Source organism: Methylomonas sp. DH-1 (genome assembly GCF_046097555.1).
In the GTDB taxonomy this organism is placed as follows: Bacteria; Pseudomonadota; Gammaproteobacteria; order Methylococcales; family Methylomonadaceae; genus Methylomonas; species Methylomonas koyamae.
In genome coordinates this window covers 3,823,598-3,848,070 of sequence record NZ_CP143089.1, presented here as the reverse complement: position 1 = coordinate 3,848,070, position 24,473 = coordinate 3,823,598, and the positions used below count along the sequence as shown (strand labels likewise).

Genomic DNA, 24,473 nt, shown 5'->3' with positions numbered 1-24,473 from the left:
GCTACGCCGCTAGCGGCAGAATGCAATTGTCGATCGGGCAGACTTTGACGCATTGCGGTTCGTCGAAATCGCCGTTGCACTCGGTGCAGGTTTTTTTGTTGATTTCGAATACGATGGCGCCTTCCTTGATCGAGTCGGTCGGACACACCGGCAGGCAATCGCCGCAGGAAATACACTCTTCGGCTACGATGTAAAGGGACATGGCCTTAATCCTCCGCTAAACGTTTCGCTTGCAACGTGGTGGGTATTTTCGGGGCCGGGGACAGCGGTTCGAAATAATATTTCGAGCCGTCGCCGAGCAGGACTTCGCCGCCCCATTTGTCGGCGCTATCGAACTCCAGGGATTCTATGGTTTCTTCCAAATCTTTTTTGGCAATGTAAAACAACAGCTTACCGTCTTCGCGCTTTCTAAGCATGACGCTGGGCATGGAGATTCTCCTTTGGGATAGCGTGAGGCGGGCAATTGCCCGCCTGGCAGGAATGGCGGTGGGCGCCTGGCGGCGCCCACCCTACGAAATTCGATCTTAGCGGATCAAATCGTAGTTGTAGTCGGTGGTGCCCATGCCTTTGGTTTCTTTATCCAACTGCTCCAGAACCGCATTGACCAGCGTGGTCAGCACGTACATGCCGCCTTCGTAACCCAAAGTGGTCATCCGGTGCAGGTGGTGGCGGTCGAAGATCGGGAAACCGATGCGGATCAGCGGCACTTCGAACTCTTCGCCTTTATAGAAGGTGTCGCGTTGGATGAATTTGCCGTAGCTGTTGCCGATCATGAAGTCCGGTTTGTTGGTGAACATCAAGGAGCGGAAGTGCCACAAGTCGCGGCCGATATGCACGGTGGCGTTTTGGCCGTAAGGAGACTCGGCCAGGATCGCTTCGCAGGCTTTTTTCCAGCGTTTGTTGGCGTGGTTAACCAGCACGTCGCTGACCTCGGCGCCGAATTCCAGCAGCATTTTGGTCATACCCAGGGCAAAGTCGGCGTCGCCGTACAAAGCAAACTTTTTGCCGTGCAACCAGGCGTGCGAGTCGGTGATCATGTCCACGTAACGGCCGCGTTCTTTTTCCAACGATTCCGGAATGGCTTTGCCGCTCAGTTCGGAGATTTTCATCAGGAACTCGTCGGTCCACTCCAGGCCCATCGGAATGTTCAGCTTCGGCACTTCGTGTTTCCAGGTGTTTTCCGCGAACTTTTTGGTTTTTTCCAATTGCCAAGGTTGCAGCAGCACGGTAGTGATCGCGTTCGGCGCGTCCTTGATTTCGTCCATCGTGGTACCGCCGGAATACATGCGGAAAGTACCGTCGGCCGGGGTATCCAATACTTCGGTCGGGTCGCTGAGCAGGGTGTAGCCGACGCCCATTTCTTTCATCATCCGGTGGATGATGCGGTAGTTGCCCAAGTAGGTTTCGAAGCCGGGCACGAAGTTGATCTTGCCGTTTTGGCCCGGTGCCTTGCCTTCCATGTGGTTTAGCGTGAAGTAACGCGCCATGCCTTCGAACATATTGTCCCAGCCGGTAGTGTGGCTGCCGACGAAGCTCGGGGTGTGGGCGAACGGTACCGGGAAGTCTTGATCGACGTGGCCTTCTTTTTTGGCGTTGTTGATGAACGCGTTCAAGTCGTCGCCGATAACTTCCGCCATGCAGGTGGTCGACACGGCAATGATGTCCGGTTTATATAGGGCTTTGGCGTTTTCCAGGCCGGCGAACATGTTTTTCTGGCCGCCGAATACCGCCGCGTCTTCCGTCATCGAGTCGGAAACGCAAGATACCGGCTCTTTGAAATGGCGGTTGAAGTAAGTGCGGAAGTAAGCGACGCAGCCTTGCGAACCGTGCACGTAAGGCATGGTTTTTTCGAAGCCCAGTGCGCACAGTACCGCGCCCAGAGGTTGGCAGGCTTTGGCCGGGTTGATCGTGATCGCTTCGCGGCTGAAGTTCAGCTCTTGGTATTCCTGGGTTGTGGTCCATTGGAATACTTCGTCGATTTGCTCTTGCGGATGGCGCTCTTCGTACAGCGCCCGTTTGTTGGCAAGATTATCCTTGTATTCGTCGGTGCGGAATAAAGGATAACTCGGTTGGATATTGTCGACTTGTTGACTCATGATAATCTCCTAAACGCGCCACTAATCTGTGGTCCGGCGTTGATTGGATTGCTCGGGCCGAAGCCCGAACGATTTTCGATGGCTGAGGCGGACGGCGTACCGCCCACCCGGCACATTACGCGACTGCTTTAACCGCTTCGCTTTCGGATTCGGCTTTTTTCCAGGGCACCTGAATTTGTTTCCAGCAAGGGTTGTTCAGGGTCATGTCCATATCGCGGGCGAAGATGGCGAAGCCGTCGTAGCCGTGGTAAGGGCCTGAATAATCCCAGGAGTGCATTTGCCGGAATGGGATACCCATTTTTTGGAAAATGTACTTTTCTTTGATGCCGGAGCCGACCAAATCGGGTTTAACTTTTTTGACGAACTCTTCGAATTCGTAGCCGGTGACGTCGTCGTACAACAAGGTCGCATTGCCCATTTCCTTGATGGTACGGTCGTAGTCGTCGTTATGCCCGAACTCGTAACCGGTACCGACCACTTCCATACCCAAGTCTTCGTAGGCACCGATGACGTGGCGCGGACGCAAGCCGCCGATGTACAGCATGACTTTTTTGCCTTGCAGGCGCGGTTTGTACTTGGCGATAACCGCTTCGTACTCGGCTTGGTAGCGGGCGATCACGCGTTCTGCGCCTTCTTTGATCGTGTCGTCGAAGTGGGCGGCGATTCTGCGCAAGCTTTCGGCGATTTTGGTCGGGCCGAAGAAGTTGTACTCGATCCAGGGGATGCTGTACTTCTCTTCCATGTGCCGGGCGATGTAGTTCATCGAACGGTAGCAGTGAATCAGGTTCAGCTTCACTTTCGGAGTTTTTTCGATCTCGGCGATGGTACCGTCGCCGGACCATTGCGCTACGACGCGCAGACCCATTTCTTCCAACAAGGTACGCGAGGCCCAAGCGTCGCCGCCGATGTTGTAGTCGCCGATCACGGCTACGTCGTACGGAGTGGTCGGGAAGCTATCGTCGCCGTCGCGTTTGTCCAGCACCCAGTCGCGGATCGCGTCGTTGGCGATATGGTGGCCCAAAGATTGGGATACGCCGCGGAAACCTTCGCAACGCACCGGCACCACGGTTTTACCGATGTCTTTGGCTTTGTTTTTGGAAACGGCCTCGATGTCGTCGCCGATCAGACCGATCGGGCACTCGGATTGCACGGAAATCCCTTTGTGCAACGGGAACAAGGCTTCGATCTCGTCGATACATTTGGCCAGCTTTTTGTCGCCGCCGAAGACGATGTCTTTCTCTTGGAAATCCGAAGTGAAGTTCATCGTACCGAAGGTGTTGACACCGGTGGTACCGACATAATAGTTACGGCGGCCGGCGCGGGAATATTGGCCGCAACCGACAGGGCCGTGGGAAATGTGGATCATGTCCTTGATCGGTCCCCAAACCACGCCTTTCGAGCCGGCGTAAGCGCAACCGCGGATGGTCATCACGCCCGGCAGGGATTTGCGGTTAGAGGTAATGCATTTATTGGATTTTTCTAAGCTTTGATCGTTGACCGCCAAGTGCTTGGCGCGGTCTTTCTTGGCTTTCTCGGGATAGACTTCCAGCACTTCTGCGATCAGCGCTTCCGTCTCTTCTCTTGTCATGGCTGCCATGATGGTTCCTCCTAATGTCGTGGGTAATCCCCCAACTGACAGTGTTTGGGAATGAAAGGCGGACGGCCTGGACCGTCCGCCGCTAACGCGTAAGGCCTATTCTTCGGCGGCGGTTTTACCGACCAAGTTCTCGTCTTCTTCTTCCATCAGACCGAAGTTCATCAACAACTCTTCCAACTCGTCCATGCTGATCGGAGTTGGGATCACCAGGTTTTTGTTGTGCAGAACTTTTTGAGCCAAGGCGCGGTATTCGTCGGCTTGTTTCGCGGTGGGTTCGTACTCGATAACCGTCATACGACGGATTTCGGCCCGTTGTACAACGTTGTCGCGCGGTACGAAGTGGATCATTTGCGTGCCCATTTGTCTTGCCAACTCCATGATCAGTTCGTCTTCGCGAGCTGTTTGGCGAGAGTTGCAGATCAAGCCGGCCAAACGCACGCCGCCTGAGTTGGCGTACTTGACGATACCTTTAGCGATGTTGTTGGCCGCGTACATAGCCATCATCTCGCCTGAGCAAACGATGTAAATTTCTTGGGCTTTGTTTTCGCGGATAGGCATCGCGAAACCGCCGCAGACTACGTCGCCCAATACGTCGTAGAACACGAAGTCGAGGTCTTCGTCGTAAGCGCCTTCTTCTTCCAGGAAGTTGATCGCGGTGATAACGCCACGGCCGGCGCAACCGACTCCTGGCTCAGGACCGCCCGATTCAACGCATTTGACGTCGCCGTAGCCGACTTTCAACACGTCTTCCAATTCCAAATCCTCGACGCTACCGGCTTCAGCAGCCAAGTGCATGATGGTGGTTTGAGCTTTTGAGTGCAGGATCAAGCGAGTAGAGTCGGCTTTAGGGTCGCAGCCGACGATCATCACTTTTTTACCGGCTTCCGCCAGAGCGGCAACCAGGTTTTGGGTAGTGGTGGATTTACCGATACCACCTTTACCGTAAATAGCGCATTGACGTAGTTTCGCCATGGTCTTCTCCTCTTGAGTGGGTGTTGTTAATAACAACCTGATAAGAGCAATGGCCGTGCCAATGTGGTTTTTTGCTTTAAGCTATTGAAATTAAATGTGAAAAATACGGGGATTCCGATTTTGGCTTGGTGGGGTTGGCAACATTGTTTGTAGGGTCTTGTTATTTAACCAACATAGAAAGCGGGGTTTTTGGCGGGAGGGGGTATTTCAAGGGAATTGAGCCGCCGTCCGACGGATACTTTGCGTTTTGTGTTCGGGGGAATTCGGCTACAACAGACGGCATACATCGAATAGCTAACGGTTTCTCCGGCGAAACCATGCCACTCGCCTCCGCCAGACTCAGCCTCTGGCGGTTTCGGCAATTCGCAGATCGCGGATCCTAAATGGGCGATCAGTCCGGAGCGAGCGTTGCGGGGAATTTTTAGCCATAACGGCGCGGGTACGCCAGTAATCCCAGCCCGGCGCCGTACAACCAGATTGCCGCCGGAACCGGCACTGCCGCAACATCGCCGTCGCGTACGGCCCAGGCGTGAGGTTCGAAACTGGATTTATTCACGTAAATCTGGACGCCGCCCATTCCGAATGTCCAGGCCGTTTGGCCAAGCGGATCGCCGGAAAACTCCGTAGCGGACCAATAACCGGAAATCCGGATATTGGAAAACAAATCGTAATTGTCGTTGTGCGAATCGGAGATCGCGATTGTGGAACTGCCGCCGAGAACGTTATAAAACAAGTTGCCCAATTCGCTACCTTCGCAGTTGTTGCCCAGCGAAGCGCCAAAGGCTTGTACGCCGCAACTGGCATCGGGTTGCTGAGTGTAAGGCAAATGCCACCCGGTCACGCCGGCAATATTCAAGCCGGCGGCCCAAGCATTCGCTTGGTCCCAGGTCATCAGGCCATCGTTGTCGTAGCCTGAGGTCTTGGCATAATCGGCATCCGCCAGCCAAGTAATACCCGCGTCGGTATCGTAATAGGCAAGTCCGCCGAGCCGAGATAACAACTCGGCTTGTGCTGGGGCGACGGAAAAAGCGGCCAGAACCGCAATTGAACACAGATTCCGAGGTTGCATGGTATTAGCTCCTATTGGTCGGTCGAAGCCTGAGTATGCCAAACCTTTGATTCCAATGGAACAACAACCAATCTTGTTACACGGTAGGCGGCAATAGTTTATTCGGCAGCGGCGGACTCAATCACCATAAATCGCTTCGACGAGGCGGCCATTTTCGGAAAAACGCAGGCCGAGCCTGCCTACCTGCAACAAACCGTCCTTTTCGAACGGATGGCTCGATGGCCATGCATTTTGCGCTGCCTGAATGACTTGTTGGCGCGAAGCATCACAGTTGCCCAGCACTTTAACGATGGCCAGCGCTTGGGCAAGAGCCTGTTGGTTTTCCTCAAGCGATACGCCTTGATAGGTATATGAAATGCCAAAGTCCAACGCGCGGTAGGCCCAGAACAGGTTGGATACGACAAGTCCGATGGCAAGTAACGTAATGGGCGCAGTGGCTCTATGCATGGGCTCGCCTGGGTTGCTGCACGGTATAAGCTGCTTGAAGGCTTCCCAATCAACGCTGCTGCCACCCCGACCCGGTATCGACAAACTGGCCCGGCGCGGCTTGGTTGATGACTTTTTGCGCGGTCAGTTTTGCCACTTCGTCGGCGGTGACGCCGTTCTTGGCGGCGATGCGTTGGTATTCGGCCTGACGCTGGGCGTTGATATTGTCGACGAAGGCTTTGACGTCGGCCGGAGCGTCGGGTTTGACCAGGCCGAGCAGACCGTTGCTGCGTTCGCCGACAACGCCGGCGGCTTTCAGTTGCGCCAGATCGGCGGCGGTGGCTGAGCTAAGCAACAGCAAGCTCAGGGCCAGGGCGGACAATAGGGAACGTGCGAATTTACCTAACATGGGACTCTCCTTAAAACAGGCCTTTTTGGCTGGAAATTAAATCGTCGACGTCTTTTTCCACTTTCAAGCGGATTTCGTGTTCGATCTTGACGTTCATATTGATCTCGATCGGTTTGTCCGGGGCTTCGAGTTTGACGGACGGCGAGCATCCCGCCAGTGCCCAGACGGCCCAGATCGGCAGTAGGTACTGCGTTGCGAATTTCATGTTATCTCTCCTCTCGGCCGCCGGCGGCAGCGATGGTTATGGTTTCCCAGCGGGCTGGGCGGGTGGCGTTTCGGCCGGTTGTTGGCCGACTTGTTCCAGTATCGCGCGTTCGAAATTGCCGGTCACCAGGCCGCGGCGCAGCAGCTCCGGCAATTGGCCGCTGATGTTCAGGTTAAAAGCCAGCGGGTGGCCGGACAGGACTTCCGGGTTGTGGCCTTCCAGACGCAGGCCGATCCGGTAATCGCCGCTGGGCTGGTAGTTTAATTGAGCTTGCAAGCGATGGTAAACCAAGTTGCGCAGCGCTTGAAACGCCAGGTTGCCGTCGTCGGCCGGGCTTTGGTAACGCAAGGTGCCGGGACGGGTGCCGCGCAACGCGCCGTCCTGCAGTTCTATGCTGCCGGTCGCCAGTTTTAACGGCAGTTCGCCGTCGACGCTGCCGGTTCCGGACAGTTGCGGATAGTGCAGGCTGGCCAACAGTTGCGCCAGATCGATTTGCTGCGCTTTCAGGGTCAAGGCTAGCGGCATTTGGCTGATGTCGAAGTTGCCCGGCACCAGCTCCAGTTGGCCGCCGAAGATGGCGAGACGCGCCCGCTTCAGCGCCAACTCGGGCTCGCGGTAGGCGGCGTCGAGTTCCAGGTCGCGGCCGGTCAAGCCCTCGCCCAATTCCAGCGTTCGAATCCGGGCGCTAAGTTCGGCGGCGCCGTCGGCAAGTTCCGGGACGGCCAAATGGATATCGCTGTGCTGCAAGCGCGCCGGTCCCGCGGTTAACGACAGATCGCCGATATCCAGGTTGGCTGTGCCGCGCTTGAGCTGCGTTTGCCAATGCAGTTGCCAAGCGGCTGCGATCTCGCCTGAGGCGACGCTCCAACTGCGGGCGGTTTCGGGTAGCCACGGTTTGGCCAAGTCGAAGGCTTCGCCGGCGGATAGCGCCAATCGGCCGGCAATGTCGGCGGCGGGCTGCGGCGGCAGGCTGATCGCGGCTTTGGCTTCCGCCAGAACGTTTTTATCGCGGGTCAGCGACAACTTGGCCTGGCTGTGGGCGAAGCCGTCGGTGCTATGCAATTCCAGGTTTAATCGGCTATTGCCGAGTTGCGCGGCCAAGGCCGCCGGCGCGCCGGTCGGCCGCAGCGTGGCCGGCAGCAGCGGCGTGCTTTGCAGCCAGGCGGCGATGTCGCCGAGTTTGCCGCTCAGGTTCAGCTTGGCGTCCGGGCCGCCGAGGCCGGAGCCGTCCAGCGCCAGAATCCGGGCGCCGTTCGCGCTCGCTAAAGCCAAGCCGAAATCGGCGCCGTCGGCGGCCGCATTCAGGGTCAGACTTTGCCGGCCGTCTTCGAGCGTCAATTGATACGCCGTTTGCTGGCTTGGTCCGAACTGAGCGCGGCCGTTGAAACGGCTGTCGCCCCAGGGCGTGGCGATTTGCAAGTCCAGGTTGGCGACGCGCAGCGGCGGCAGCGGCAAGCGGCCGGTGCTCTCGTCCGCAGCGGCGTTGGTTGCGGTATCGGCAGCTTGGTAGTCCAGTTTCAATACCGCGTGGCCGATGTCGATGGCTTCCACGCTTAGCGGTTCGAGCCGATAGCCGGCGGCGACATTTTGTAGCGTGACTTGCAACGGGCCGGCGGACGTTTCCAGCCTAAAACCGAACCGTTCCAGTTGCACCTGCTTGCCGTCGAAGCTCAGGCCGGACAATTCCGGCGCGGCCAGCGGGCTAAATTGCAAGGCGTGGAGCAATAGCCGTTCGCCAAGCGGATGGCGCTGGCTCCAGACCGTGGCCCCGACAATTATCAGTAGCGCCGGCACAAGCAGCCGCCTGTAGCGTTTGCCAGGTTTGCGGGTTGACGGCGAATCGGGCACGGGATTCATCGCTTTGCCTGTTTGGCGTTAAAACCGATTAGCGGTGCCAGCAGGAACGCGCTGCCGACGCCGGCGGCCAAAGTTACGCCGAAGGCGTGGACGATAGCGGTCGAGCTGGTTGCCAACAAGCCATACCCCAGCAACGTCGTGAACGCCGACAAGGCCACCGCCAGCGTGGTGGTGTCGCGTTTGCCGATAGTATCGGCGGAGGCCGCCGCCATCCGGAAAAACACCGCATAGTCGACCGCAACTTCCAGTACCAGCAGTAATGCGAACAAATTGAACAGCGTGAACAATTCGCCGAGCCAGCCTAAGGTGGCCAAGGCGGTCAGCATCGCCAACACCGGCACCGCCATCACCTGTAAGCCGTGGCGCCAGCCCAGCCGGTAAATCAGAATGCTCAGGATCAAGCCGCATACCCCGGCCAGCAGTAGCGTCACCCGCTGCCGGTAGCGTTGGAATAACTCCGACAACTGCGACACGTGGTCCACCCAAGTCACGCCCGGCAATTCCGCCAGGGCTTCGAGCGGCGCCAGGTCAGAGATGCCGGTCAAACTCACGATGCTGCGGCAAGCCTCGGCGTTGCAGCCCAGCCACTGCTGGCGCAGATTGGCGTTGGCGCTTGCCAGCCAGTCGTCCAGGCTCAGGGTTTGGCCGGCCGCCGCCGCGAAGTTGCGGATTTCGTTATCGATGGCCGTTTGCTCGAATCCCAGATTCCGCATGTAGCCTTGCAAAAAATCCGGCCGGTAAACCCCGGTTTGCAGCAAGCGGTAATCGGCGGCTTGCTGGGCCGGGTCGGGCCAGTGTCGGCTGACGGCGTCGTATTGCCTGAGCTTGGCTTGCTCGCGCAGCGGCGCCAAGGCCGACAACAGACGCTGCTCGTTTTGGTACCACTCGCTGGGATTGGCACCGGTCACCAGGACGAATTGGTTATCGCGGCCGATAGGCAACAGCCGCCGGATTTCGGCGTCCGCCGCGGTAATGGCCGTTGGGGCGCTTTGCAACAGGCGAACGTCGTCCTGCGCCTGCAACTGGCTCAAGCCGCCGATCAGCAGCAGGGCGAAAGCGGCGGAGAGGCTTAGGCGATGGCGGTTTAGCCGTTCCGGCCAACTGCGTTGCCAGTATCCGGCCAGACTCAGCATGCCGAATTGGTGCTGTGGCTGGAAGCGGGCCAGCAGAACCGGAAACAGCATGACCACGGTCAGCCAGGATACGACTAAGCCCAGGGCCGAGAACACGGCCATTTCCCGCAAGCCCGGAAACGGCGAAAAGCCGAGGCCGGCGTAACCCAATAAACTGGTCAGCAAGCCGAAGCCGATGCCCGGCAGCACGTAACTCAAGCCACGGCGCGGGGTCCAGTGCGGCAGGCCGAGGCCGTCGCAAAAAAAATGCAATGCGTAGTCGACCACCACGCCGATCAGGCTGGAGCCGAATACCAAGGTCATGATGTGCAGTTTGGGGAAAATTTGCAGACTCAGACTCCAGGCTGCCAGCAAGCCGCTGGCGACGGCCAGACAGCACAGCAGCAAAGGCCTGGGGCTGCGGAAGGTCAGCCAGAGCAGTAGGACCACGCCCAGCGTCGAGCCGATGCCGATGGTCGATATTTCCTGTTGAGCGGAGTGGGCGCCGTACGCGGTAAATAAGGGCAGCCCGGTCGCCAGCAGCTCGCCGCCTTGTTGACGCGCTTGGTGTTGCAGCGTTTGGTTCAGACCTAGCAATTGCTCGAGTTTGTCGAGCTTCAAATCCCGGTCGGGCAATTCGCCGATCAGCAGCGCCCAGGCTCTTGGTCCGTCATGCACCACGATGGCATCGTGTTCGATATTCAGTTGCAGCGGGTTTTGCGCGGCGAAGTAACGGCTGAACAGCAATAGCGGGTCGCGTTCCAGATTGGCGGCCTGCCACTGGCCGAGCGGGCTGTATAGCGTTTCCAGATTTTCTTGCACCAAACGCTGCGGGTCTTGCTGCAAGCTTTGCCGGGTCCGGCTGTCCAACAGTTGGTAGCGGTAGGCGAACAGTTGTTGGTAGCTTTGCCGGTACTGCTGCTGCGAAATTTGCAGCGTTAAATCGGCAAACAGGCCGCTGGCGGCAAGGCCGGTCTTGACCGTTTCGGCCAACGCTACGGCTTGGCCGGCGTTGGCGGCGCCGACCAGCCAGACTACTTTGCGGTTGACGGCCTGGTTATGGCGGTCGATGGCGTTTGCCACCTCCGGGCGTTGTTCGGCTTGCGGCAGTAAGGCCAGAAAGCCGGTCTCCAGCCAATCGCGCTTTAGGTTTTGCAGACTGAGCCAGGCCAGGCCCAGCATGCCCAGCAGCCACAGCGCCGCGTACAGTTTAGGGCGATAAACGCGCAAATTCGGCCGCCTGTTCCGGGCTGAGTTGGACGGGGTGGCTGATGCGGTCGAAGCCGATCATCGAGCTGTTGCCGTTGGTTTCCCGGATTTCCACGCTGCGCAATTCGCTGTCGCCGGCCAAGTAAATGGCGGCGATGGCTTTGCCGAGCAGCGCATCTTTCGGAAGTAGGGTTAGTCGCCAGGAATCGGATTGCAATTCGGCGCTGGTGCTGAAGTCTTCGCTTAACGCCGCCAAGTCGCCGCCGAGCATGGCCGGAAACACCCGGCCGAAACTGGCCGGCAGGGTTTGTTCGCCCTGGCTGGTCAATAAACGGTTATCGCCGACCAGTAGTGTCGATTCGACCGGGCTGACGGTTTTCCAGATCACGCCGCGCTGCTGTTGGAAGGTAAATTCGCCCTCCGAAATTAACGGCCTGCTCAGAAACTTCAGATGTTTTTCCTGGCGGAAATGGCCGTGGACGATAGCCGCCGGCGCCAGCCGCGATTTGATAGCCGCCAAAGTATCCGCGGCTTGGGTTGCGGCGGCGTACAGCCACAGGATTAAAGCTGGTAAGGGTTTCATGGTTTAGCGATTCCGAGTTTGCCGAACAAAACCGGCGGCGATTCGAAGCGCATTTCGCCGGTCTGGACCGCCACCGCCACCTGCACGCTGTGGCCCTTGCACAGCCGGCTGCCGCTGGCTGCGTCGCGGATTAAATAGTCGATCTTCAACCGGTTTTCCCATTCCGTCAGCGTGGCCCGCACCAGAATGCGTTGGCCGAAGCGTGCCGGTTTGATGAAACGCAGGCGCAGGTCGATGATAGGCCAAAAATAACCCGAGTCGCGCATTTGCCGGTAGTCGTAATCGATGCTTTCCAGCAATGCACAACGGGCGATCTCGAAATACTTGCAATAGTGGCCGTGCCACACTACTTCCATCATGTCCACGTCGTGGAACGGAATCTGCAGTTCGACTTCGCGGTGCAAGTTTTCGGGCATGGTGTTAAGGGTACAGTTGCCAGCGTTGCTGCCGAATCGATTCCAGACAGCGGCGCAAATCGGGTTCCAACCCGCGGTCGCCGCTGAGAAACGCCGATTGTTCCCGCACCTGCTTTAACGTGGCTTGCAGTGCCGGCCCGGCTCGCACCGCATCGCCGCGCAGTTCCAGCGCCTGGCAACCGGCAATCAACAATGCCGCGGCGACTTGTTCGGCCAATTCCAGAATGCGGATGCAATCGCGGGCGGCGATGGTACCCATGCTGACCTTGTCCTGATTGTGGCATTCGGTGGAACGGGAAAACACGCTGGCCGGCATGGTTAGTTTCAAAGCCTCCGCGGTCCAGGCCGAAACGCCGATTTGCAACGCTTTCAGCCCGTGGTGCAAAGGTGCTTGGTCGCCTTGCGCACCGCTCAGATTGGCCGGCAGGCCGTGGTTGAATTTGGGGTCGACCAGTTGCGCCAGTTGCCGGTCCATCAGGTCGGCCAAGTTGGCGACGGCGGTTTTCAAGGTATCCATCGCCATCGAGATGTGGCCGCCGTAAAAATGGCCGCCGTGCAACACATGCTCGCCGTCGGCGTCGATCAGCGGATTGTCGTTGGCGCTGTTCAATTCGGTTTCGATCAGTTGCCGCAGCCAGGGCAGGGCGTCTGCCAGGGCGCCGATCACATGCGGCGCGCAACGCAGCGAATAGCGGTCCTGCAGGCGGTTGTCGTTGCGCGGGGCTTCGCCGCTGATTTGCAAATCGGCGCGGATGCGTGCCGCCACCTGCATCTGGCCGGGATGCGGCTTCAACGAAAACAATTTGGCGTCGAAATGGTAGGCGTTGCCCTGCAAGGCCACCACCGCCAAGCTGGTGATGCGGGTACACAATTCGGCCAGATAGCGGGCGCGGTCGAAAGCCAGGCAGGCCAGGCCGGTCATCGCGGCGGTGCCGTTCATGATCGCCAGCGCCTCTTTGGGTTGGAAACGTAAGGAATCGATGCCCAATTCGGCAAACACCTCGGCAGTTGCACGCCGTTGTCCGCGGTACCAAACCTCGCGTTCGCCGGCCAGCACCGCCGCCAGATAGGACAACGGTGTCAAATCGCCGCTGGCGCCCACCGAACCTTCCTGCGGGATCAACGGCACGACGTCGTGTTGCAGCAACGATGCGATTTGTTGCAACAGTTTGAATCTGACTCCGGAATACCCCTGGGCCAGACTGGCAAGGCGCGCGGCGATGATGGCGCGGGTTTGTTCGAGATCGAAATGATCGCCGAGACCGCAGCCGTGGAAGGTGTACAGATGAATCGGCAATTGCCCGACCCGGTCGGCCGGAATGGCGACCGTGCAGGAGTCGCCGTAGCCGGTGGTAACGCCGTAGACGCAGCCTTCTTCCCGTAGCAGTTGCTCGACGAAGGCGGCGCCGCGGTCGATGCGGGCGGCGAAATCCGGGTTGCCGCTCAACGCGGCGCGCCGCCGCCGGCGCGCCAGTTCGGCAATCGGTTCGATGGTTAACGGCGAACCGTCAAAGATGATGGGGGGCTGTTCGGTCACGGCGTCGGTCGATTGGAGGAGTTCAGCCGGAAATCGGCCGGATAGCGTAGCAATGAAATAGGCATGCCGGGTGCGGAAATCAAAACGTCCGGAATTTTCGCACATCCCACGGCCCAGGGTTTAACGAACTTTGCCTGCGGCAGCGGACGGCCGGTTTTGCAGACCGACTCACTAAAAGGCCGCAGCCGGTTCCGGCATCAGCGGAAGTTAGAGCTATTTCAAAGTATCCGGGCGTTTGCCTCGTAACAATAAGGCGTGCTGAAAACAAACCCTGGGTTTTGGCTTTTCCGTGCATTCCATTAACTTGACGGCAATAACGTAAAGCCGTCACTTCGACAGGTTGGATCGGTTGGTGTGCCTGTTGAAGTTCGCATGATATATAAGGTGACCGATATGAAAACGCTCAATAAGATAGCAGCGGGCATTATTGCCATTGCTGCAAGCTCCGCCTCTCTGGCATTCGCCGCAGATACCTCCCAGTTGCTTGGCAAAGATCTCGACCAAAACCGCGAGCTGGTCAATAGCGTCATGCAAGGCCGCAACTACATGGTTCAAGTGGACCAGGCCGGCAAAATCAAGCAAATCATCGATACCGGTGCCAACGGCGACGGCAGCGATCCTTTAAAAACTGCGGCTGCCGGCGGCGCGATACAGGCCGCAGTAGCGTCCGTCGAGTTGCCGATCAATTACGAAGGGCAACAAGCCATCGATTTTTTAGGTGCTGAATTGCCGAAAGTGGCCGGCGGTTACGGCTTGGCACCGGAAAAATTGCGGGAAATGTTGCTAAGCGACGATTCGTTGCGGATCGACGGCAATAACCGGATGTTCTACGTCGACCAAGACTCCGGCAATCCCGGCGCCGGCGAACCGGAAACCGCCGGCGGCGCCACGACCGCGACTACCAGCAATACCACGGTGCCGATCGCTTCCACCGCCCAATTGGCGAATGCCTTTAAATTGCACAGCAAACCGGGCGCCAGCAAAACCATTTATCTGAACTTCGTCGGCTATACGGCCAGCAAAACCGCTTGGAGCAGTTCGACCATCGCTGCGCCGGCCTACGATTTAAGCGGTAACCCGGCGGTGTTCGACGACAACGAGCGCAGCAATATCATCAGCATCTGGAATCGGGTAGCCGAGGATTACATTGCCTTCGACGTCGACGTTACCACCGAACCGCCCAGCAGCGATGCGTTGCTCCGCACCAGTTCGGCCGATACCAGTTACGGCACCCAAGTGGTGATCACCAAAACCGGCACCATTAGCTGCAACTGCGGCGGTATTGCCTACGTCGGCGTGGTATCGATGGTCAACAACACCTATTACCAACCGGCATGGGTGTTCCAACAATCGCTGGCCAACAACGAAAAATACATCGCCGAAGCGGTATCGCACGAGGCCGGCCATACTCTGGGCTTGCTGCACGACGGCCAAAAAACCGGCACGACCACGGTAGGTTATTACAGCGGCCACGGTAGCGGAGATACCGGCTGGGCGCCGATCATGGGGGTTGGTTACTACAAAAATGTCACCCAATGGAGCGCTGGCGTTTATCCCGGAGCGAATAACCAGCAAAACGATTTGGCGGTGATGGCATCCGCCGGTTTCACCCAGCGAGCCGACGACTTCGGCAATGCGTTCGGCACGGCCAGCTCTTTGAATAACACCGCAACCGGCGCAACGGCAAATATCAGCACGTTCGGCGTGATCGAAACGGCTGCCGATGTCGATATGTTTATCGTCAATACTGCCGGCGGTTTGGTGAATCTGAGCGTTAAACCGGCGGCGAAAGGGCCGAATCTGGACGTTAAAGCTACGCTATTCAAAGCGGACGGCAGCGTGGTTGCCACCAGCGCTGCGGAAACTTCATTGGCGGCTACGATCAGCAGCACGGTACCTGCCGGCGTTTACTATTTGGCCGTCAGCCCCAGCGCCCATGCCGCTGCCGGAACCGACTACGGCTATTCGGCCTACGCCAGCTTGGGCCAATACAGCGTTACCGGCGCGTTTCCGGTTGCCAATGCCGGCGCTGCTGCACCGGCAGCGGTAATCGGCGCTTCCACATTGAGCGGCCCCAGCGCATTGACCGTGAATTTCTCGGCTAACAAATCGGTCGGTAACGGCAACATCACCAAGTACCAATGGAGCTTCGGCGACGGCGGCAGTTCGACCAGCGCCAACCCGGTCTACACCTACAAAACCGCCGGTACTTTTACCGCAAAATTGACCGTGACCAACCAGTACAATTTGACCGATACCAAATCGGTACAAGTTGTCGTCACGGCTCCGCCGGTGAAATCGGTAGCCGCAGGCTCCGCCAGCATGATGGTGGCCAGAGGTACGACCGCGACCGGCATGATATTGCTCAGAGTGGTAGACGCTCAAGGCCGCCCGGTACCGAATGCTGTGGTGACCGGAACCTGGTCGGGCGCTTTGTCCGGTACTTCCGTTGCCAAAACCGGAACCGACGGCGTGGTGATACACACCTCCAAACCGTCGAAACAAGTCAAAGCCGCATCCGGGGTTTATACCTTGAACAGCATTTCCGCTACCGGTTATACCTATGCGCCGGCGAAAAACGTTAAATCGGTATTTACTCTGACTTGGTAACCGGCTTTGCCGCCTGGACACCGGAATCGGTGTTCAGGTCGGCCGGCTTGGCAAGCAACCCGGCCGCCGTTCGTAAGAATGGCGGCTTTTTTATGTTTGCCAGAAATCGTAAAAATTGAACCACTGCAGCGGCGCACTAACCGTATGCGTCTGTAAACGTTGGGCATAGCGGCAGGCGGCTTGCCGGACGGCAGCATCCCGCTGCTCGCGCCGCCAACTCAGCGCATCGCCGGCTCGCTCGAATACGATGCGGTGCCGGTTATCCTGTTTTATACAAAACAGGTAATAGACCGGGCATTTCAGCAGGCCGGCCAACACGAACGGCCCGATCGGTAGTTTCGCCGCTGCGCCCAGGAAATCGACGCTCAGCGTACGGCCGCCGTTGACCGGCGTGCGGTCGGCGGCAATCACGACCAGTTCGCCTTGCTCGATCTTTTCCGCCAACAACATGGCCGTGGCGGCATTGATTTCGGTGACTTGCAGCAAATTCATCGCACTGCCCGGATTGTAACGGCGGAGCAGGCGATTGAATTTTGCGGCGTGCTTGGTATGCACCAATACCGTAATCTTCACCGCTGCGTCGCGGTCGGCCATAACCCGGCAGACTTCCGGATTGCCCAGGTGGCTGGCCAGCAATAAGGCGCCGCGGCCGGCGCCGAGGTCGGCCAACAGTTGTTCCCGGCCCGCGAATTCGACATCGTTTATATCGATCAAGCCCGACCAGGCGGCCAGCTTGTCGATGATGGCGTTGGCGAAATTTAGAAAATGGCGGTAGCTATGGAACAGGCTGGCCGATAACTTTAGATCGGGCTCGAACGCTGCCAATCTGGCCAGATAATCGCGGCTGGCGCGCCTGGCCTCGGCGTTTGCCAGCCAGTAATAGCTTACGACCGGATAGAGAAATACTTGCAGCATCCGCCGCCCGCACAACCGATATACCGCAAACAGCAGACGCATGCCCCAGTCCAGGCTCCAGTCCTGCATTTGCGACCAGTGGCGTTGGCCGGTCATCGCCAATGCCGAGCCAGCAGGCGGGGAATGCGCGGCAGCATGCCGCAGAACAGGCGGGCGTGGGTCGCCGAAATCTTGACGTTGTCGCGCCATAGATCGAAATGTGAAACCCCGTCCAGCGGATAGCGCACCGGCGTTAGCAGATTGACCGCGTCCAACCCCTGCCAGTAAAGCCTTACCGCAATGTCGATGTCGAATGCCATGCCGGGGGCGAGCCGGCTGCCGGCCAGCAATTGCGCGACCGCTGCCAACGGGTACAGGCGGAATCCGCACATGCCGTCGCCTATCGCCCGCGACAAGGTATTGACCGTAACCCAGAAGTTGGTGATTTTTCGGCCATGGACCCGGCTTTTCGGTGCGTCGGCCTGGTATTGCGGCGCTCCCAGTATCATCTTTTCCGGGTTCTGGCGGCCTAATTGCAAAAACTTGGGAATGTCGTCGACTCGATGCTGGCCGTCGGCATCGATTTGCAGCGCGTGGCTGTAGCCTTGGCCGATTGCCCAGCGAAAACCGTCGACCACTGCTGCGCCCTTGCCGCCGTTGGCCGGCCGCCGTAGCAGCGACACCCAGCTACTGTGCCGGGCGGCGCAGTCGCTTAGGACTTGCCGGCAGGCCGGGCTGCTACCGTCGTCCACCAGAATGCAGGGCAAACCGAAGGCTTGCAATTGCGCCAGCAACGGCACGATGGCGCGCTCGTGGTTATAAACCGGTATCAGCAAACAGGGTTTCACGCTGCGCTCGCCGCGTAGACCAGACGTCCGGAACTGTAGACTTGCTCGGCTTGGCTGAAGCGGAAATTCAGTTTGTTGCTGCCGCTACGCCAATCCAGCGTTAATTGCAACTCGTAGTCCGGGCGGATCGGTTTGACGAATTTGACCGTCTCCAACCGGTTGAATGGCGCATCGATGGCAAATAGTAGCTTGCCGAAATAATCGGCCCAGCCGATCTGCACCACGCCGGGCAGAATCGGATAACCGGGGAAATGGTCGGCAAAATAAATAAGCTGCTGCGGTACTTTCAAACCGAGTTCCGCGCGCTCGGCTGCCAATTCCGCCGTTTGCAGCAGCGGCAGCCGGGCGTCGCCGCTGCGCATCAAGGTTTGCAGCAACAGGCGGTCGAGCTTGGCTTGCGCCGTGGTCGGCAAGGCGGACAGAAACAACCATTTGCGCGGGATTAGTACCGCTTCGAACCAGGGCTGCAAAGCCTCCCGCAAATGACCGATCAAGGCTTTGCGGCCGCGTTCGGCCATTGCGGTTTTGCCGGCTTCCGACAACACCGCGCATACGCCCAACAGATCGCGGCTGCCGCTCAAAGTCAGGGCGTGGACCTCGCTCAGCCATGGGGTGGCGGTTAACCGTATTTCCAACTCGTTCAGCGACAGGCGTTTTTCTTCGATCTTGACGATGCGGTCGCGGCGGCCGTGCAAGCTAAACCGGCCGTCGGCCGCCAATGCCAGATCGTCGTCCAACGCCATCGGTTTGTCGTCGGGCAAGTAAGGTGAGTTCAGATAAGCTTTGTCGTCGGCTATCGATAGACTCAACCCGGCGAACGGGCGCCAAAGCGGCTCGGGGTGCCGGCGCCAGCCGATGCCGCCGGTCTCGCTGCTGCCGTAGATTTCCCACGGCGCTTGGCCGCAGCCTTGGGCAATGTGCGCGGCGGCATCGGCTGCCAGCGGGCCGCCGGAGCTGAAAATCGCGGAAAGTCCGGCCAGACCGGCCCATGGCGCAGCAGCATCCAGCCGCTTCAAATGGGCCGGACTGGCAACCCAGCAGGCCGGGCCGGCGCCGGCTTGCGCAACCAGATGTTCGGCGTCGAGCGCGGTTTGGCTGTGGAAACAACGGCCGGCCGCCAGCGGCCATAACACCCGGAACAACAGGCCGTAAATATGTTGCTGGCTGACGGTCGCCAGAATCCGGCTGTCGGCCAACGTCTTGCCCCACAACTTTTCCAGCGTATCGACTTCGGCTTGCAATTGGCTCAGGTTTTTGACTATCGATTTTGCCGCGCCGGTCGAACCTGACGTAAAAATCTCCAGCCGGACTGGCTGCGTTTGCAAACGCGAAAATGCCTGCCGGAAGTTTAGATTTTGCTCCAACCGGTAATCGAATCCGGCCTCCCAATCGCCGATCAAGCGGCAGCCGGCTTGTCGCAACTGCTGTGCGGTGCCGGGGCGGTTGTTGGCGGCCAGCGTGACTTGTTTGCCGCAGTGCCATAAAGCGAACAACAACACGGCAAACGGGTAGGCGTCGTGGCAGAACAGCGCGTATCGGGTCTCGGCTTGGTCGGCCAATAATTCGCACCAATGGCCGACAGTTGCCCGAAATTCGGCGAAGCCGTAATCGCGGCCGCCGTGGCGGGCCACTGCGCCGCTTCGCTCGGCGTTGAGTAAATCGGCGAGGTCGGTCACGGCTTTATTCCGGCTTCATCACGCGTTGCCGGAGCCAATACTCGCCGACAAACAGCAATCCCATCAGCAGATATGCGATCAGGCCGTTGTACAGGCTCCAGACCTGGAAACTGCTCCACAGCGCAGTGGCGGCGGCGATAGCGCCGTTGACGACAAAAAAACCGCACCAAATCTGGGTCACGCGCCGGGTATACAACACGCCTTGCGCCGGCAAATCGGGTTGCTGCAGCCGTGCCAGGCGTTCGACGATGGTGGGCGGATAAAACAGGCTGGCGGCGAAAATGGTGAGCATCGCCGCATTGACCAAAGCCGGATAAAAACGCAAGGCAATGGCCTGGTTGCTCCAGACCGCAAAGCCGGCGTAGGCCACGCCGGCCAACAATAACGGTTTGCTCCAATCCGTGCGCAGCAAGGCCAAGCGCAACAGCAGCAATGCGGCCAGGATTAGTGCGATCAAACGGGGTTGCAGGTACTGCAAACCGAAATACACTGCCGCCGGATACAAAGCGGTTAACAGGCCGATCAGCGCATTCAAACCCCGCGCCATGTCAGTCCTGCATCAGGCGGTACACGGCCTCCACGACGTCGCCGATGCTGCGCGCGGTTTTAAAGTCCTCGGGTTTTACCATTTTTCCGGTCAACTCTTTCAGGCGCACAATCATATCGACCGCATCAATGCTATCGAAATCCAGGTCTTCGTAAAGCCGGGCTTCCGGCTTGATGCTGGCCGGGTCCATTTCGAACATCTCCACCATGATGTCTTGGATGGCGGCCAAAATTTGTTCACGATTTTTCATAAGGTATTAACTGCGCGCGGAATCGATAAATTGAGCCAGAGCCGCCACCGATGCAAAGATCTGCGCCACGTCATCCTGCTCGGCGTCGATTTTAACCCGGTATTGCTTGCGTATCGCTACGCCCAATTCCAGTGCATCGATGGAATCCAGCCCCAGTCCGGCGTTAAACAGCGGTGCCGAGCTGTCGATGTCGTCGGGAGCGACGTCTTCCAAAGCCAGGGTATCGACGATCAGGCGCTTTAATTCAGATTCAGTGTTGCTCATAGCGTAGGCGTTGTTCGGTAAAGTAATCCAATAAAGACTGGGTTAACCGGCGCACCGCAATCGAATGCGGTTGCATTTGCCGGTAAGGGGCAAGATCGATGTCGTCGCCGACCTCCATCCGCAAATGAAACCGCCGCGGCGGGATGCGGTACCAGGCTAGGTTCTTGGTCAGCGTGCTGGGGGTGCAGGTCAACGTCACCGGCGTCAGCACGCAGTCGGCGGCCAGAGCAATCGCCGCGGCGCCGCGCTGGAAGCGGTAGGCTTGGCCCGGCACCGTGCGGGTGCCTTCCGGGAATACGATCAGGCCGCCGCCGCCGTTCAGCCAGGCTGCGCAATCTTCTATCATGGTTGCCGAGTCGGCGTTGCTGATGTAGCCGGCATTCAGGATCGAACCGCGCATGGCCGGATTGCGCCACAGGCTGGCCTTGACGATGCAACTGGCTTGTTCGATGCGGCTGAGCAGAAACACCACGTCCACCAGCGTCGGATGGTTGGCGACGACCAGTTGGCCGGGGCGGTTCAGTTTTTCGCCGCCGCAGATTTGGTAACTCATCACGCCCAGCCTGTGCATCAAGCCGATGAAGGCGTAGAAACTCAGATGGACCATGGTTTGCGCCCGACAGGCTTTTCGGCGGCGGTCGCCGGGCGCCAGCGCCAGCAACGGGAACACCACCAGCCACAACAGCACGCCGCCGATGCCGAAACAGGCGAAACTGATTGCGGTTGCGGTTAGCCGCCAAAGGTAGTCGATGTTGTGAATCAGAGTTTTCGCCATTGCCACCCGCGGCCGCCGTTGCCCAAATCCAAATGGCTTCGGTCGCCGGCCAGGAATTCGATAAAGGCCGGCAATTGTAGCGGCTGCTCGCCGTCCTGACGAGTCGAGTCTGCCGGCGCAAACGCCAACGCCAGCCCCGGCCCGTCCAGCGCCAGCCGCAATGCCGCCGCACAAGGGTAGGCTAATGAACTGGCGTAACCGGGTGTCGGAAAAAAATTCGGCAGCACTGTATCGTAAAACACCAACAACACGTCGTCATGGCCGGAGTGCAACAAGCCCAGGGCTTCGATAAAGCCGGGGCCAAGCCCGGCGGCGGCCGGTGCCAGGCAATTGATTTCCAGTTGGTTGGCGTAGGCGATCGAATACAGGCCGGCAATGGCATTGTGCACCGACAAACTGAATGCGGTCGGCGACAATTCCTCGCCGTGCTGCAAGTCTTGCAGCATGTCCAGGCAACTGCCGATCTCGCCGTGCGACGAACTGAACACGGCAGCAAGCCGTTCGCCGGGCGCCAGGCATTGCTCGATGACGAAAAACGCCGCCCGCGCCAGCGGGCTGAGCCGACGTTGCAGCGGCTTAGGCGTGTATTGCAGCGCAGGCGGCGCCTGATCTTCCGTCGGCCGCCGGCCGGCTGCCGGGGATTGCCAGTCGGTCTGGTCCAGCAAGCCCGGCGCCCAGGCGCTCCAACGGCGAAGAATGAAAGGGTGGGCCATAGTGCGGAAGACGGTTAGACGCTGGCGCCGTAGCGGCGGGGCGCCAATTATAGCGGAAGCGCGGGATCGAAATAAAAGGTGAACGCCTTGATGCAAGGTATGGACATCGACGCGGTGTATTGCCAGCCCAATACCGGTAAGAAAATGCCAGGGCACGGGATTTATCCTTATTTGCTGTTCGGTATCACCGTTGACCGGGCTAGTCAGGTGTGGACACTGGACGCGACCTATATTCCGATCGGTAAAGGCTTTGCGTACCTGACTGCTGTAGCCGATTGGGTCAATCGCAAAGTTCTGGCCGCATCAGGCGTATTACGACTTACGGCCAATCGGTTACAAAGGCAGCCTAACCAACAGCAAGGATTTCACGTTAATTTTGGATTCTACTGTTCAAACGACTGGGGCCACTTCAGTCCGGCATGCGGGCCGCGGCTGCGGCGGAAGCGGCGATATCGGCCGGCGTGCCTTGTAACAGTGCCTGCGCAAAGCGGGTAGCGGCGGCCAAATTGGTTTGGGCCGCCGGGCTCAACGCTGCGCCCAGTTCGAAACTGCGGCCGCCGATGCCGAGCAGGTAAGCTGGCGGCGGCTCGCCGTGGAGCGAGCGGTATACGCCCAGCAGCGCGGCCGGGCTCAGGGCGTGGCTGGTATGGCTGAGGGCCGCAGCCGGCGTCAGCCGGGTGAATTCGAACGTTACGTCGCACACCGACGCATCGGCAAAAATGACACATTGCCGGTCTTTAAGGTCCAGCGTGTGTTCGATGTGCAGTTGAAAGTCCACGATGCATTCAACGGTTTGCGGATCGATCTGGTCCGCTAGCGCGTCGAGCAATAGCGGACCCAAGGCGTCGTCGCCCCGGCTGGGATTGCCGCAGGCCAGCAACAATATCGGCGCGACCGCCATCAATCGGCGTTGCCGCGGGCGAATTCGCCGTTGCCGTGCCGAGTCAAGCGATCGACGACCTGGCCGGCGGCATCGACCAATTCCACCTGCAGCGGCATCTTGCCGACCGCATGCGTGGCGCAGGACAGGCAGGGATCGTAAGCGCGGATCGCCACTTCCAACTGGTTCAGCAGCGGTTCGGTCAATTCCCGGCCCGACAGGTATTCGGCGGCGACCTGGCGCACCGATTCGTTCATGCCGGTGTTGTTGCTGGTGGTGGAAACGATCAGATTGGCTTTGGTGACGATGTCGTTGTCGTCGATTTGGTAATGGTGGAACAAGGTGCCGCGCGGCGCTTCGATGACGCCAATGCCTTCGTAACGCTTACTGCCTTGGGCCACCAGTTCGCCACTGAGCAAATCCGGGTCGTGCAGCAAGGCTTGAATGCTCTCGGCACAGTGCAGCAGTTCGATCATGCGCGCCCAGTGGAATGCCAGCGTGCTGTGTACCAACCCCTGGTCGGCCAGATGTTGTTTGAATTCGACCCGCGCCGCTTCGGCCAACGGCGTGTCGATGAAGTCGCAGTTGTTGATTCTGGCCAGCGGCCCGACCCGGTACCAGCCGTCGGCCTTGCCCAATGCGGTCAGGTAGGGGAATTTCATGTAAGTCCAGGAACGGACTTCCTCGCGGATCAATTCCGGGTAGGCGCAATAATCGTAATGGTCGAACAGCGTCGCGCCGTCGGCATTTTTGGCGCGAATGCCGCCGTGGTAAAGCTCCAGCGCGCCGTCGGCTTTAACCAGGCTCAGGTAATTGCTGCGGATTGTGGCGAAGGCGTCGTTGAAGGCCCGGTCGGCGCCATGCACCTGCTTGATCAAGGCCACCGCGGCCTGCGCCCAGTCGACGATCTGACCGATGTCCTGCAACAGATAATTGCGCTCTTCGCGGCTTAGTACCTTGTTCATGCCGCCCGGAATCGCGCCGGTGCCGTGCACCCGCTTGCCGGATACCATCCGGATCACTTCCTGGCCGTATTTGCGCAACTTGACGCCCTGCAGGCCGATATCGGGATAGTCGGCCAGCACGGCGACAACGCTGCGCTTGCCGATTTCGCTATCGAAACCGAACAGCAAGTCCGGGCTGGATAGATAAAAAAAATGCAGCGCATGCGATTGCAGTACCTGGCCGAAGTGCAGCAGGCGGCGTAATTTGTCGGCGGCCGGCGGCAAATCGGCCGGATCGATGCCGACCAGTTGGTCGATGGCCTTGGCCGCCGCTAGGTGGTGGCTGACCGGACAAATCCCGCACAAGCGTTGCACCAGCACCGGCAACTCCCAATAGGGCCGGCCCTGGATGAATTTTTCGAAGCCGCGAAACTCGACGATGTGCAGCCGGGCTTGGTGGATGCGGTTCTCGGCATCCAGCAACAAGGTGACTTTACCGTGGCCTTCGACCCGGGATACCGGATCGACGACGACCCGCTTCAGGCCGGCGGGATTGGCGGCGGTTTCCAGATGTTCGTACATAA

The 24,473-nt window shown here is 58.9% G+C and carries 25 protein-coding genes; 1 reads left to right on the top strand and 24 read right to left on the bottom strand.

Annotated elements, in window-relative coordinates; all coding sequences use genetic code 11:
- Window position 1 precedes the first annotated feature (1 nt).
- From VXJ35_RS17525 to hutH, 14 genes are all read right to left on the bottom strand, one after another.
- Window positions 2-202 (bottom strand): 4Fe-4S binding protein, encoded by a 201-nt coding sequence (locus VXJ35_RS17525; RefSeq protein WP_054761830.1) that lies wholly within the window; start codon window positions 200-202, stop codon window positions 2-4.
- A gap of 4 nt (window positions 203-206) precedes the next feature.
- Window positions 207-428, bottom strand: coding sequence for a putative nitrogen fixation protein NifT (nifT, locus tag VXJ35_RS17520; protein ID WP_054761832.1), 222 nt, complete (start codon window positions 426-428; stop codon window positions 207-209).
- A 96-nt stretch (window positions 429-524) separates the two neighbouring features.
- A complete protein-coding gene (gene nifK, locus VXJ35_RS17515; RefSeq protein WP_064022548.1) occupies window positions 525-2,096 on the bottom strand; it encodes a nitrogenase molybdenum-iron protein subunit beta in 1,572 nt (523 codons plus the stop codon).
- A gap of 115 nt (window positions 2,097-2,211) precedes the next feature.
- Complete coding sequence (nifD, locus tag VXJ35_RS17510) at window positions 2,212-3,693, bottom strand: nitrogenase molybdenum-iron protein alpha chain (RefSeq protein ID WP_054761836.1); 1,482 nt, start codon at window positions 3,691-3,693, stop codon at window positions 2,212-2,214.
- A 96-nt stretch (window positions 3,694-3,789) separates the two neighbouring features.
- On the bottom strand, window positions 3,790-4,665 hold the full coding sequence (gene nifH, locus VXJ35_RS17505) for a nitrogenase iron protein (RefSeq protein ID WP_054761838.1): 876 nt from the start codon (window positions 4,663-4,665) through the stop codon (window positions 3,790-3,792).
- Window positions 4,666-5,086: 421 nt separating this feature from the next.
- Window positions 5,087-5,734, bottom strand: a complete 648-nt coding sequence (locus tag VXJ35_RS17500; RefSeq protein ID WP_064022547.1) for a DUF1566 domain-containing protein — start codon at window positions 5,732-5,734, stop codon at window positions 5,087-5,089.
- Window positions 5,735-5,851: 117 nt separating this feature from the next.
- A complete protein-coding gene (locus VXJ35_RS17495) occupies window positions 5,852-6,181 on the bottom strand; it encodes a hypothetical protein (protein WP_064022546.1) in 330 nt (109 codons plus the stop codon).
- A gap of 49 nt (window positions 6,182-6,230) precedes the next feature.
- Complete coding sequence (locus VXJ35_RS17490; protein WP_064022545.1) at window positions 6,231-6,569, bottom strand: YdbL family protein; 339 nt, start codon at window positions 6,567-6,569, stop codon at window positions 6,231-6,233.
- A gap of 10 nt (window positions 6,570-6,579) precedes the next feature.
- Complete coding sequence (locus VXJ35_RS17485) at window positions 6,580-6,774, bottom strand: YnbE family lipoprotein (protein ID WP_054761846.1); 195 nt, start codon at window positions 6,772-6,774, stop codon at window positions 6,580-6,582.
- Between the two features lie 36 nt (window positions 6,775-6,810).
- A complete protein-coding gene (locus VXJ35_RS17480) occupies window positions 6,811-8,568 on the bottom strand; it encodes a YdbH domain-containing protein (protein WP_197495890.1) in 1,758 nt (585 codons plus the stop codon).
- Between the two features lie 59 nt (window positions 8,569-8,627).
- Complete coding sequence (locus VXJ35_RS17475; RefSeq protein WP_064022543.1) at window positions 8,628-10,973, bottom strand: MMPL family transporter; 2,346 nt, start codon at window positions 10,971-10,973, stop codon at window positions 8,628-8,630.
- Window positions 10,954-11,535 carry an outer membrane lipoprotein carrier protein LolA gene (locus tag VXJ35_RS17470; RefSeq protein ID WP_064022542.1) on the bottom strand — a complete coding sequence of 194 codons (582 nt, stop codon included), beginning with the start codon at window positions 11,533-11,535 and terminating at the stop codon, window positions 10,954-10,956. Before VXJ35_RS17470 ends, VXJ35_RS17475 begins: the two co-directional genes overlap by 20 nt.
- Window positions 11,532-11,951: a thioesterase family protein gene (locus VXJ35_RS17465; RefSeq protein ID WP_064022541.1), complete on the bottom strand. Its 420-nt coding sequence runs from the start codon at window positions 11,949-11,951 to the stop codon at window positions 11,532-11,534. The genes VXJ35_RS17470 and VXJ35_RS17465 overlap by 4 nt, the downstream gene beginning before the upstream one ends.
- Window positions 11,952-11,955: 4 nt before the next feature.
- Entirely contained in the window at window positions 11,956-13,488 is a 1,533-nt protein-coding gene (gene hutH, locus VXJ35_RS17460) for a histidine ammonia-lyase (RefSeq protein ID WP_064023575.1), read from the bottom strand.
- A gap of 393 nt (window positions 13,489-13,881) precedes the next feature.
- Here hutH and VXJ35_RS17455 point away from each other — a divergent pair, with 393 nt between their 5' ends.
- Entirely contained in the window at window positions 13,882-16,098 is a 2,217-nt protein-coding gene (locus VXJ35_RS17455) for a PKD domain-containing protein (RefSeq protein WP_197495880.1), read from the top strand.
- A gap of 90 nt (window positions 16,099-16,188) precedes the next feature.
- Here VXJ35_RS17455 and VXJ35_RS17450 read toward each other — a convergent pair whose 3' ends face one another.
- The 10 genes from VXJ35_RS17450 to VXJ35_RS17405 form a co-directional block, all read right to left on the bottom strand.
- Entirely contained in the window at window positions 16,189-17,109 is a 921-nt protein-coding gene (locus VXJ35_RS17450; protein ID WP_064022539.1) for a hypothetical protein, read from the bottom strand.
- Window positions 17,106-17,840, bottom strand: a complete 735-nt coding sequence (locus tag VXJ35_RS17445; protein WP_064022538.1) for a glycosyltransferase family 2 protein — start codon at window positions 17,838-17,840, stop codon at window positions 17,106-17,108. Before VXJ35_RS17445 ends, VXJ35_RS17450 begins: the two co-directional genes overlap by 4 nt.
- Entirely contained in the window at window positions 17,837-19,516 is a 1,680-nt protein-coding gene (locus tag VXJ35_RS17440; RefSeq protein ID WP_064022537.1) for an AMP-binding protein, read from the bottom strand. The genes VXJ35_RS17445 and VXJ35_RS17440 overlap by 4 nt, the downstream gene beginning before the upstream one ends.
- 4 nt (window positions 19,517-19,520) lie before the next feature.
- Window positions 19,521-20,063: a hypothetical protein gene (locus VXJ35_RS17435; protein WP_064022536.1), complete on the bottom strand. Its 543-nt coding sequence runs from the start codon at window positions 20,061-20,063 to the stop codon at window positions 19,521-19,523.
- A gap of 1 nt (window position 20,064) precedes the next feature.
- Entirely contained in the window at window positions 20,065-20,313 is a 249-nt protein-coding gene (locus tag VXJ35_RS17430) for an acyl carrier protein (protein WP_054763393.1), read from the bottom strand.
- A gap of 6 nt (window positions 20,314-20,319) precedes the next feature.
- Window positions 20,320-20,577, bottom strand: a complete 258-nt coding sequence (locus VXJ35_RS17425; protein WP_054763392.1) for a phosphopantetheine-binding protein — start codon at window positions 20,575-20,577, stop codon at window positions 20,320-20,322.
- Window positions 20,564-21,352: a 1-acyl-sn-glycerol-3-phosphate acyltransferase gene (locus tag VXJ35_RS17420; RefSeq protein ID WP_064022535.1), complete on the bottom strand. Its 789-nt coding sequence runs from the start codon at window positions 21,350-21,352 to the stop codon at window positions 20,564-20,566. The genes VXJ35_RS17425 and VXJ35_RS17420 overlap by 14 nt, the downstream gene beginning before the upstream one ends.
- Window positions 21,337-22,065: a beta-ketoacyl synthase chain length factor gene (locus VXJ35_RS17415; protein ID WP_064022534.1), complete on the bottom strand. Its 729-nt coding sequence runs from the start codon at window positions 22,063-22,065 to the stop codon at window positions 21,337-21,339. The genes VXJ35_RS17420 and VXJ35_RS17415 overlap by 16 nt, the downstream gene beginning before the upstream one ends.
- A 409-nt stretch (window positions 22,066-22,474) precedes the next feature.
- The gene (locus tag VXJ35_RS17410) at window positions 22,475-22,966 is read right to left on the bottom strand and encodes a hydrogenase maturation protease (RefSeq protein ID WP_064022533.1); all 492 of its coding nucleotides are present in this window, start codon (window positions 22,964-22,966) and stop codon (window positions 22,475-22,477) included.
- The gene (locus VXJ35_RS17405) at window positions 22,966-24,471 is read right to left on the bottom strand and encodes a Ni/Fe hydrogenase subunit alpha (RefSeq protein ID WP_064022532.1); all 1,506 of its coding nucleotides are present in this window, start codon (window positions 24,469-24,471) and stop codon (window positions 22,966-22,968) included. Before VXJ35_RS17405 ends, VXJ35_RS17410 begins: the two co-directional genes overlap by 1 nt.
- Between the last annotated feature and the right edge of the window lie 2 nt (window positions 24,472-24,473).

Bases quoted from the DNA above. Each gene is read 5' to 3' on its own strand.
- VXJ35_RS17405 (WP_064022532.1), bottom strand. From the start codon at position 24,471: ATGTACGAACATCTGGAAACCGCCGCCAATCCCGCCGGCCTGAAGCGG.
- nifD (WP_054761836.1), bottom strand. From the start codon at position 3,693: ATGGCAGCCATGACAAGAGAAGAGACGGAAGCGCTGATCGCAGAAGTG.
- VXJ35_RS17420 (WP_064022535.1), bottom strand. From the start codon at position 21,352: ATGGCGAAAACTCTGATTCACAACATCGACTACCTTTGGCGGCTAACC.
- VXJ35_RS17450 (WP_064022539.1), bottom strand. From the start codon at position 17,109: ATGACCGGCCAACGCCACTGGTCGCAAATGCAGGACTGGAGCCTGGAC.
- VXJ35_RS17495 (WP_064022546.1), bottom strand. From the start codon at position 6,181: ATGCATAGAGCCACTGCGCCCATTACGTTACTTGCCATCGGACTTGTC.
- VXJ35_RS17430 (WP_054763393.1), bottom strand. From the start codon at position 20,313: ATGAAAAATCGTGAACAAATTTTGGCCGCCATCCAAGACATCATGGTG.
- nifT (WP_054761832.1), bottom strand. From the start codon at position 428: ATGCCCAGCGTCATGCTTAGAAAGCGCGAAGACGGTAAGCTGTTGTTT.
- nifH (WP_054761838.1), bottom strand. From the start codon at position 4,665: ATGGCGAAACTACGTCAATGCGCTATTTACGGTAAAGGTGGTATCGGT.
- VXJ35_RS17455 (WP_197495880.1), top strand. From the start codon at position 13,882: ATGAAAACGCTCAATAAGATAGCAGCGGGCATTATTGCCATTGCTGCA.
- VXJ35_RS17470 (WP_064022542.1), bottom strand. From the start codon at position 11,535: ATGAAACCCTTACCAGCTTTAATCCTGTGGCTGTACGCCGCCGCAACC.
- VXJ35_RS17500 (WP_064022547.1), bottom strand. From the start codon at position 5,734: ATGCAACCTCGGAATCTGTGTTCAATTGCGGTTCTGGCCGCTTTTTCC.
- nifK (WP_064022548.1), bottom strand. From the start codon at position 2,096: ATGAGTCAACAAGTCGACAATATCCAACCGAGTTATCCTTTATTCCGC.
- VXJ35_RS17415 (WP_064022534.1), bottom strand. From the start codon at position 22,065: ATGGCCCACCCTTTCATTCTTCGCCGTTGGAGCGCCTGGGCGCCGGGC.
- VXJ35_RS17485 (WP_054761846.1), bottom strand. From the start codon at position 6,774: ATGAAATTCGCAACGCAGTACCTACTGCCGATCTGGGCCGTCTGGGCA.
- VXJ35_RS17410 (WP_064022533.1), bottom strand. From the start codon at position 22,966: ATGGCGGTCGCGCCGATATTGTTGCTGGCCTGCGGCAATCCCAGCCGG.
- VXJ35_RS17435 (WP_064022536.1), bottom strand. From the start codon at position 20,063: ATGGCGCGGGGTTTGAATGCGCTGATCGGCCTGTTAACCGCTTTGTAT.
- VXJ35_RS17525 (WP_054761830.1), bottom strand. From the start codon at position 202: ATGTCCCTTTACATCGTAGCCGAAGAGTGTATTTCCTGCGGCGATTGC.
- VXJ35_RS17465 (WP_064022541.1), bottom strand. From the start codon at position 11,951: ATGCCCGAAAACTTGCACCGCGAAGTCGAACTGCAGATTCCGTTCCAC.
- VXJ35_RS17425 (WP_054763392.1), bottom strand. From the start codon at position 20,577: ATGAGCAACACTGAATCTGAATTAAAGCGCCTGATCGTCGATACCCTG.
- VXJ35_RS17490 (WP_064022545.1), bottom strand. From the start codon at position 6,569: ATGTTAGGTAAATTCGCACGTTCCCTATTGTCCGCCCTGGCCCTGAGC.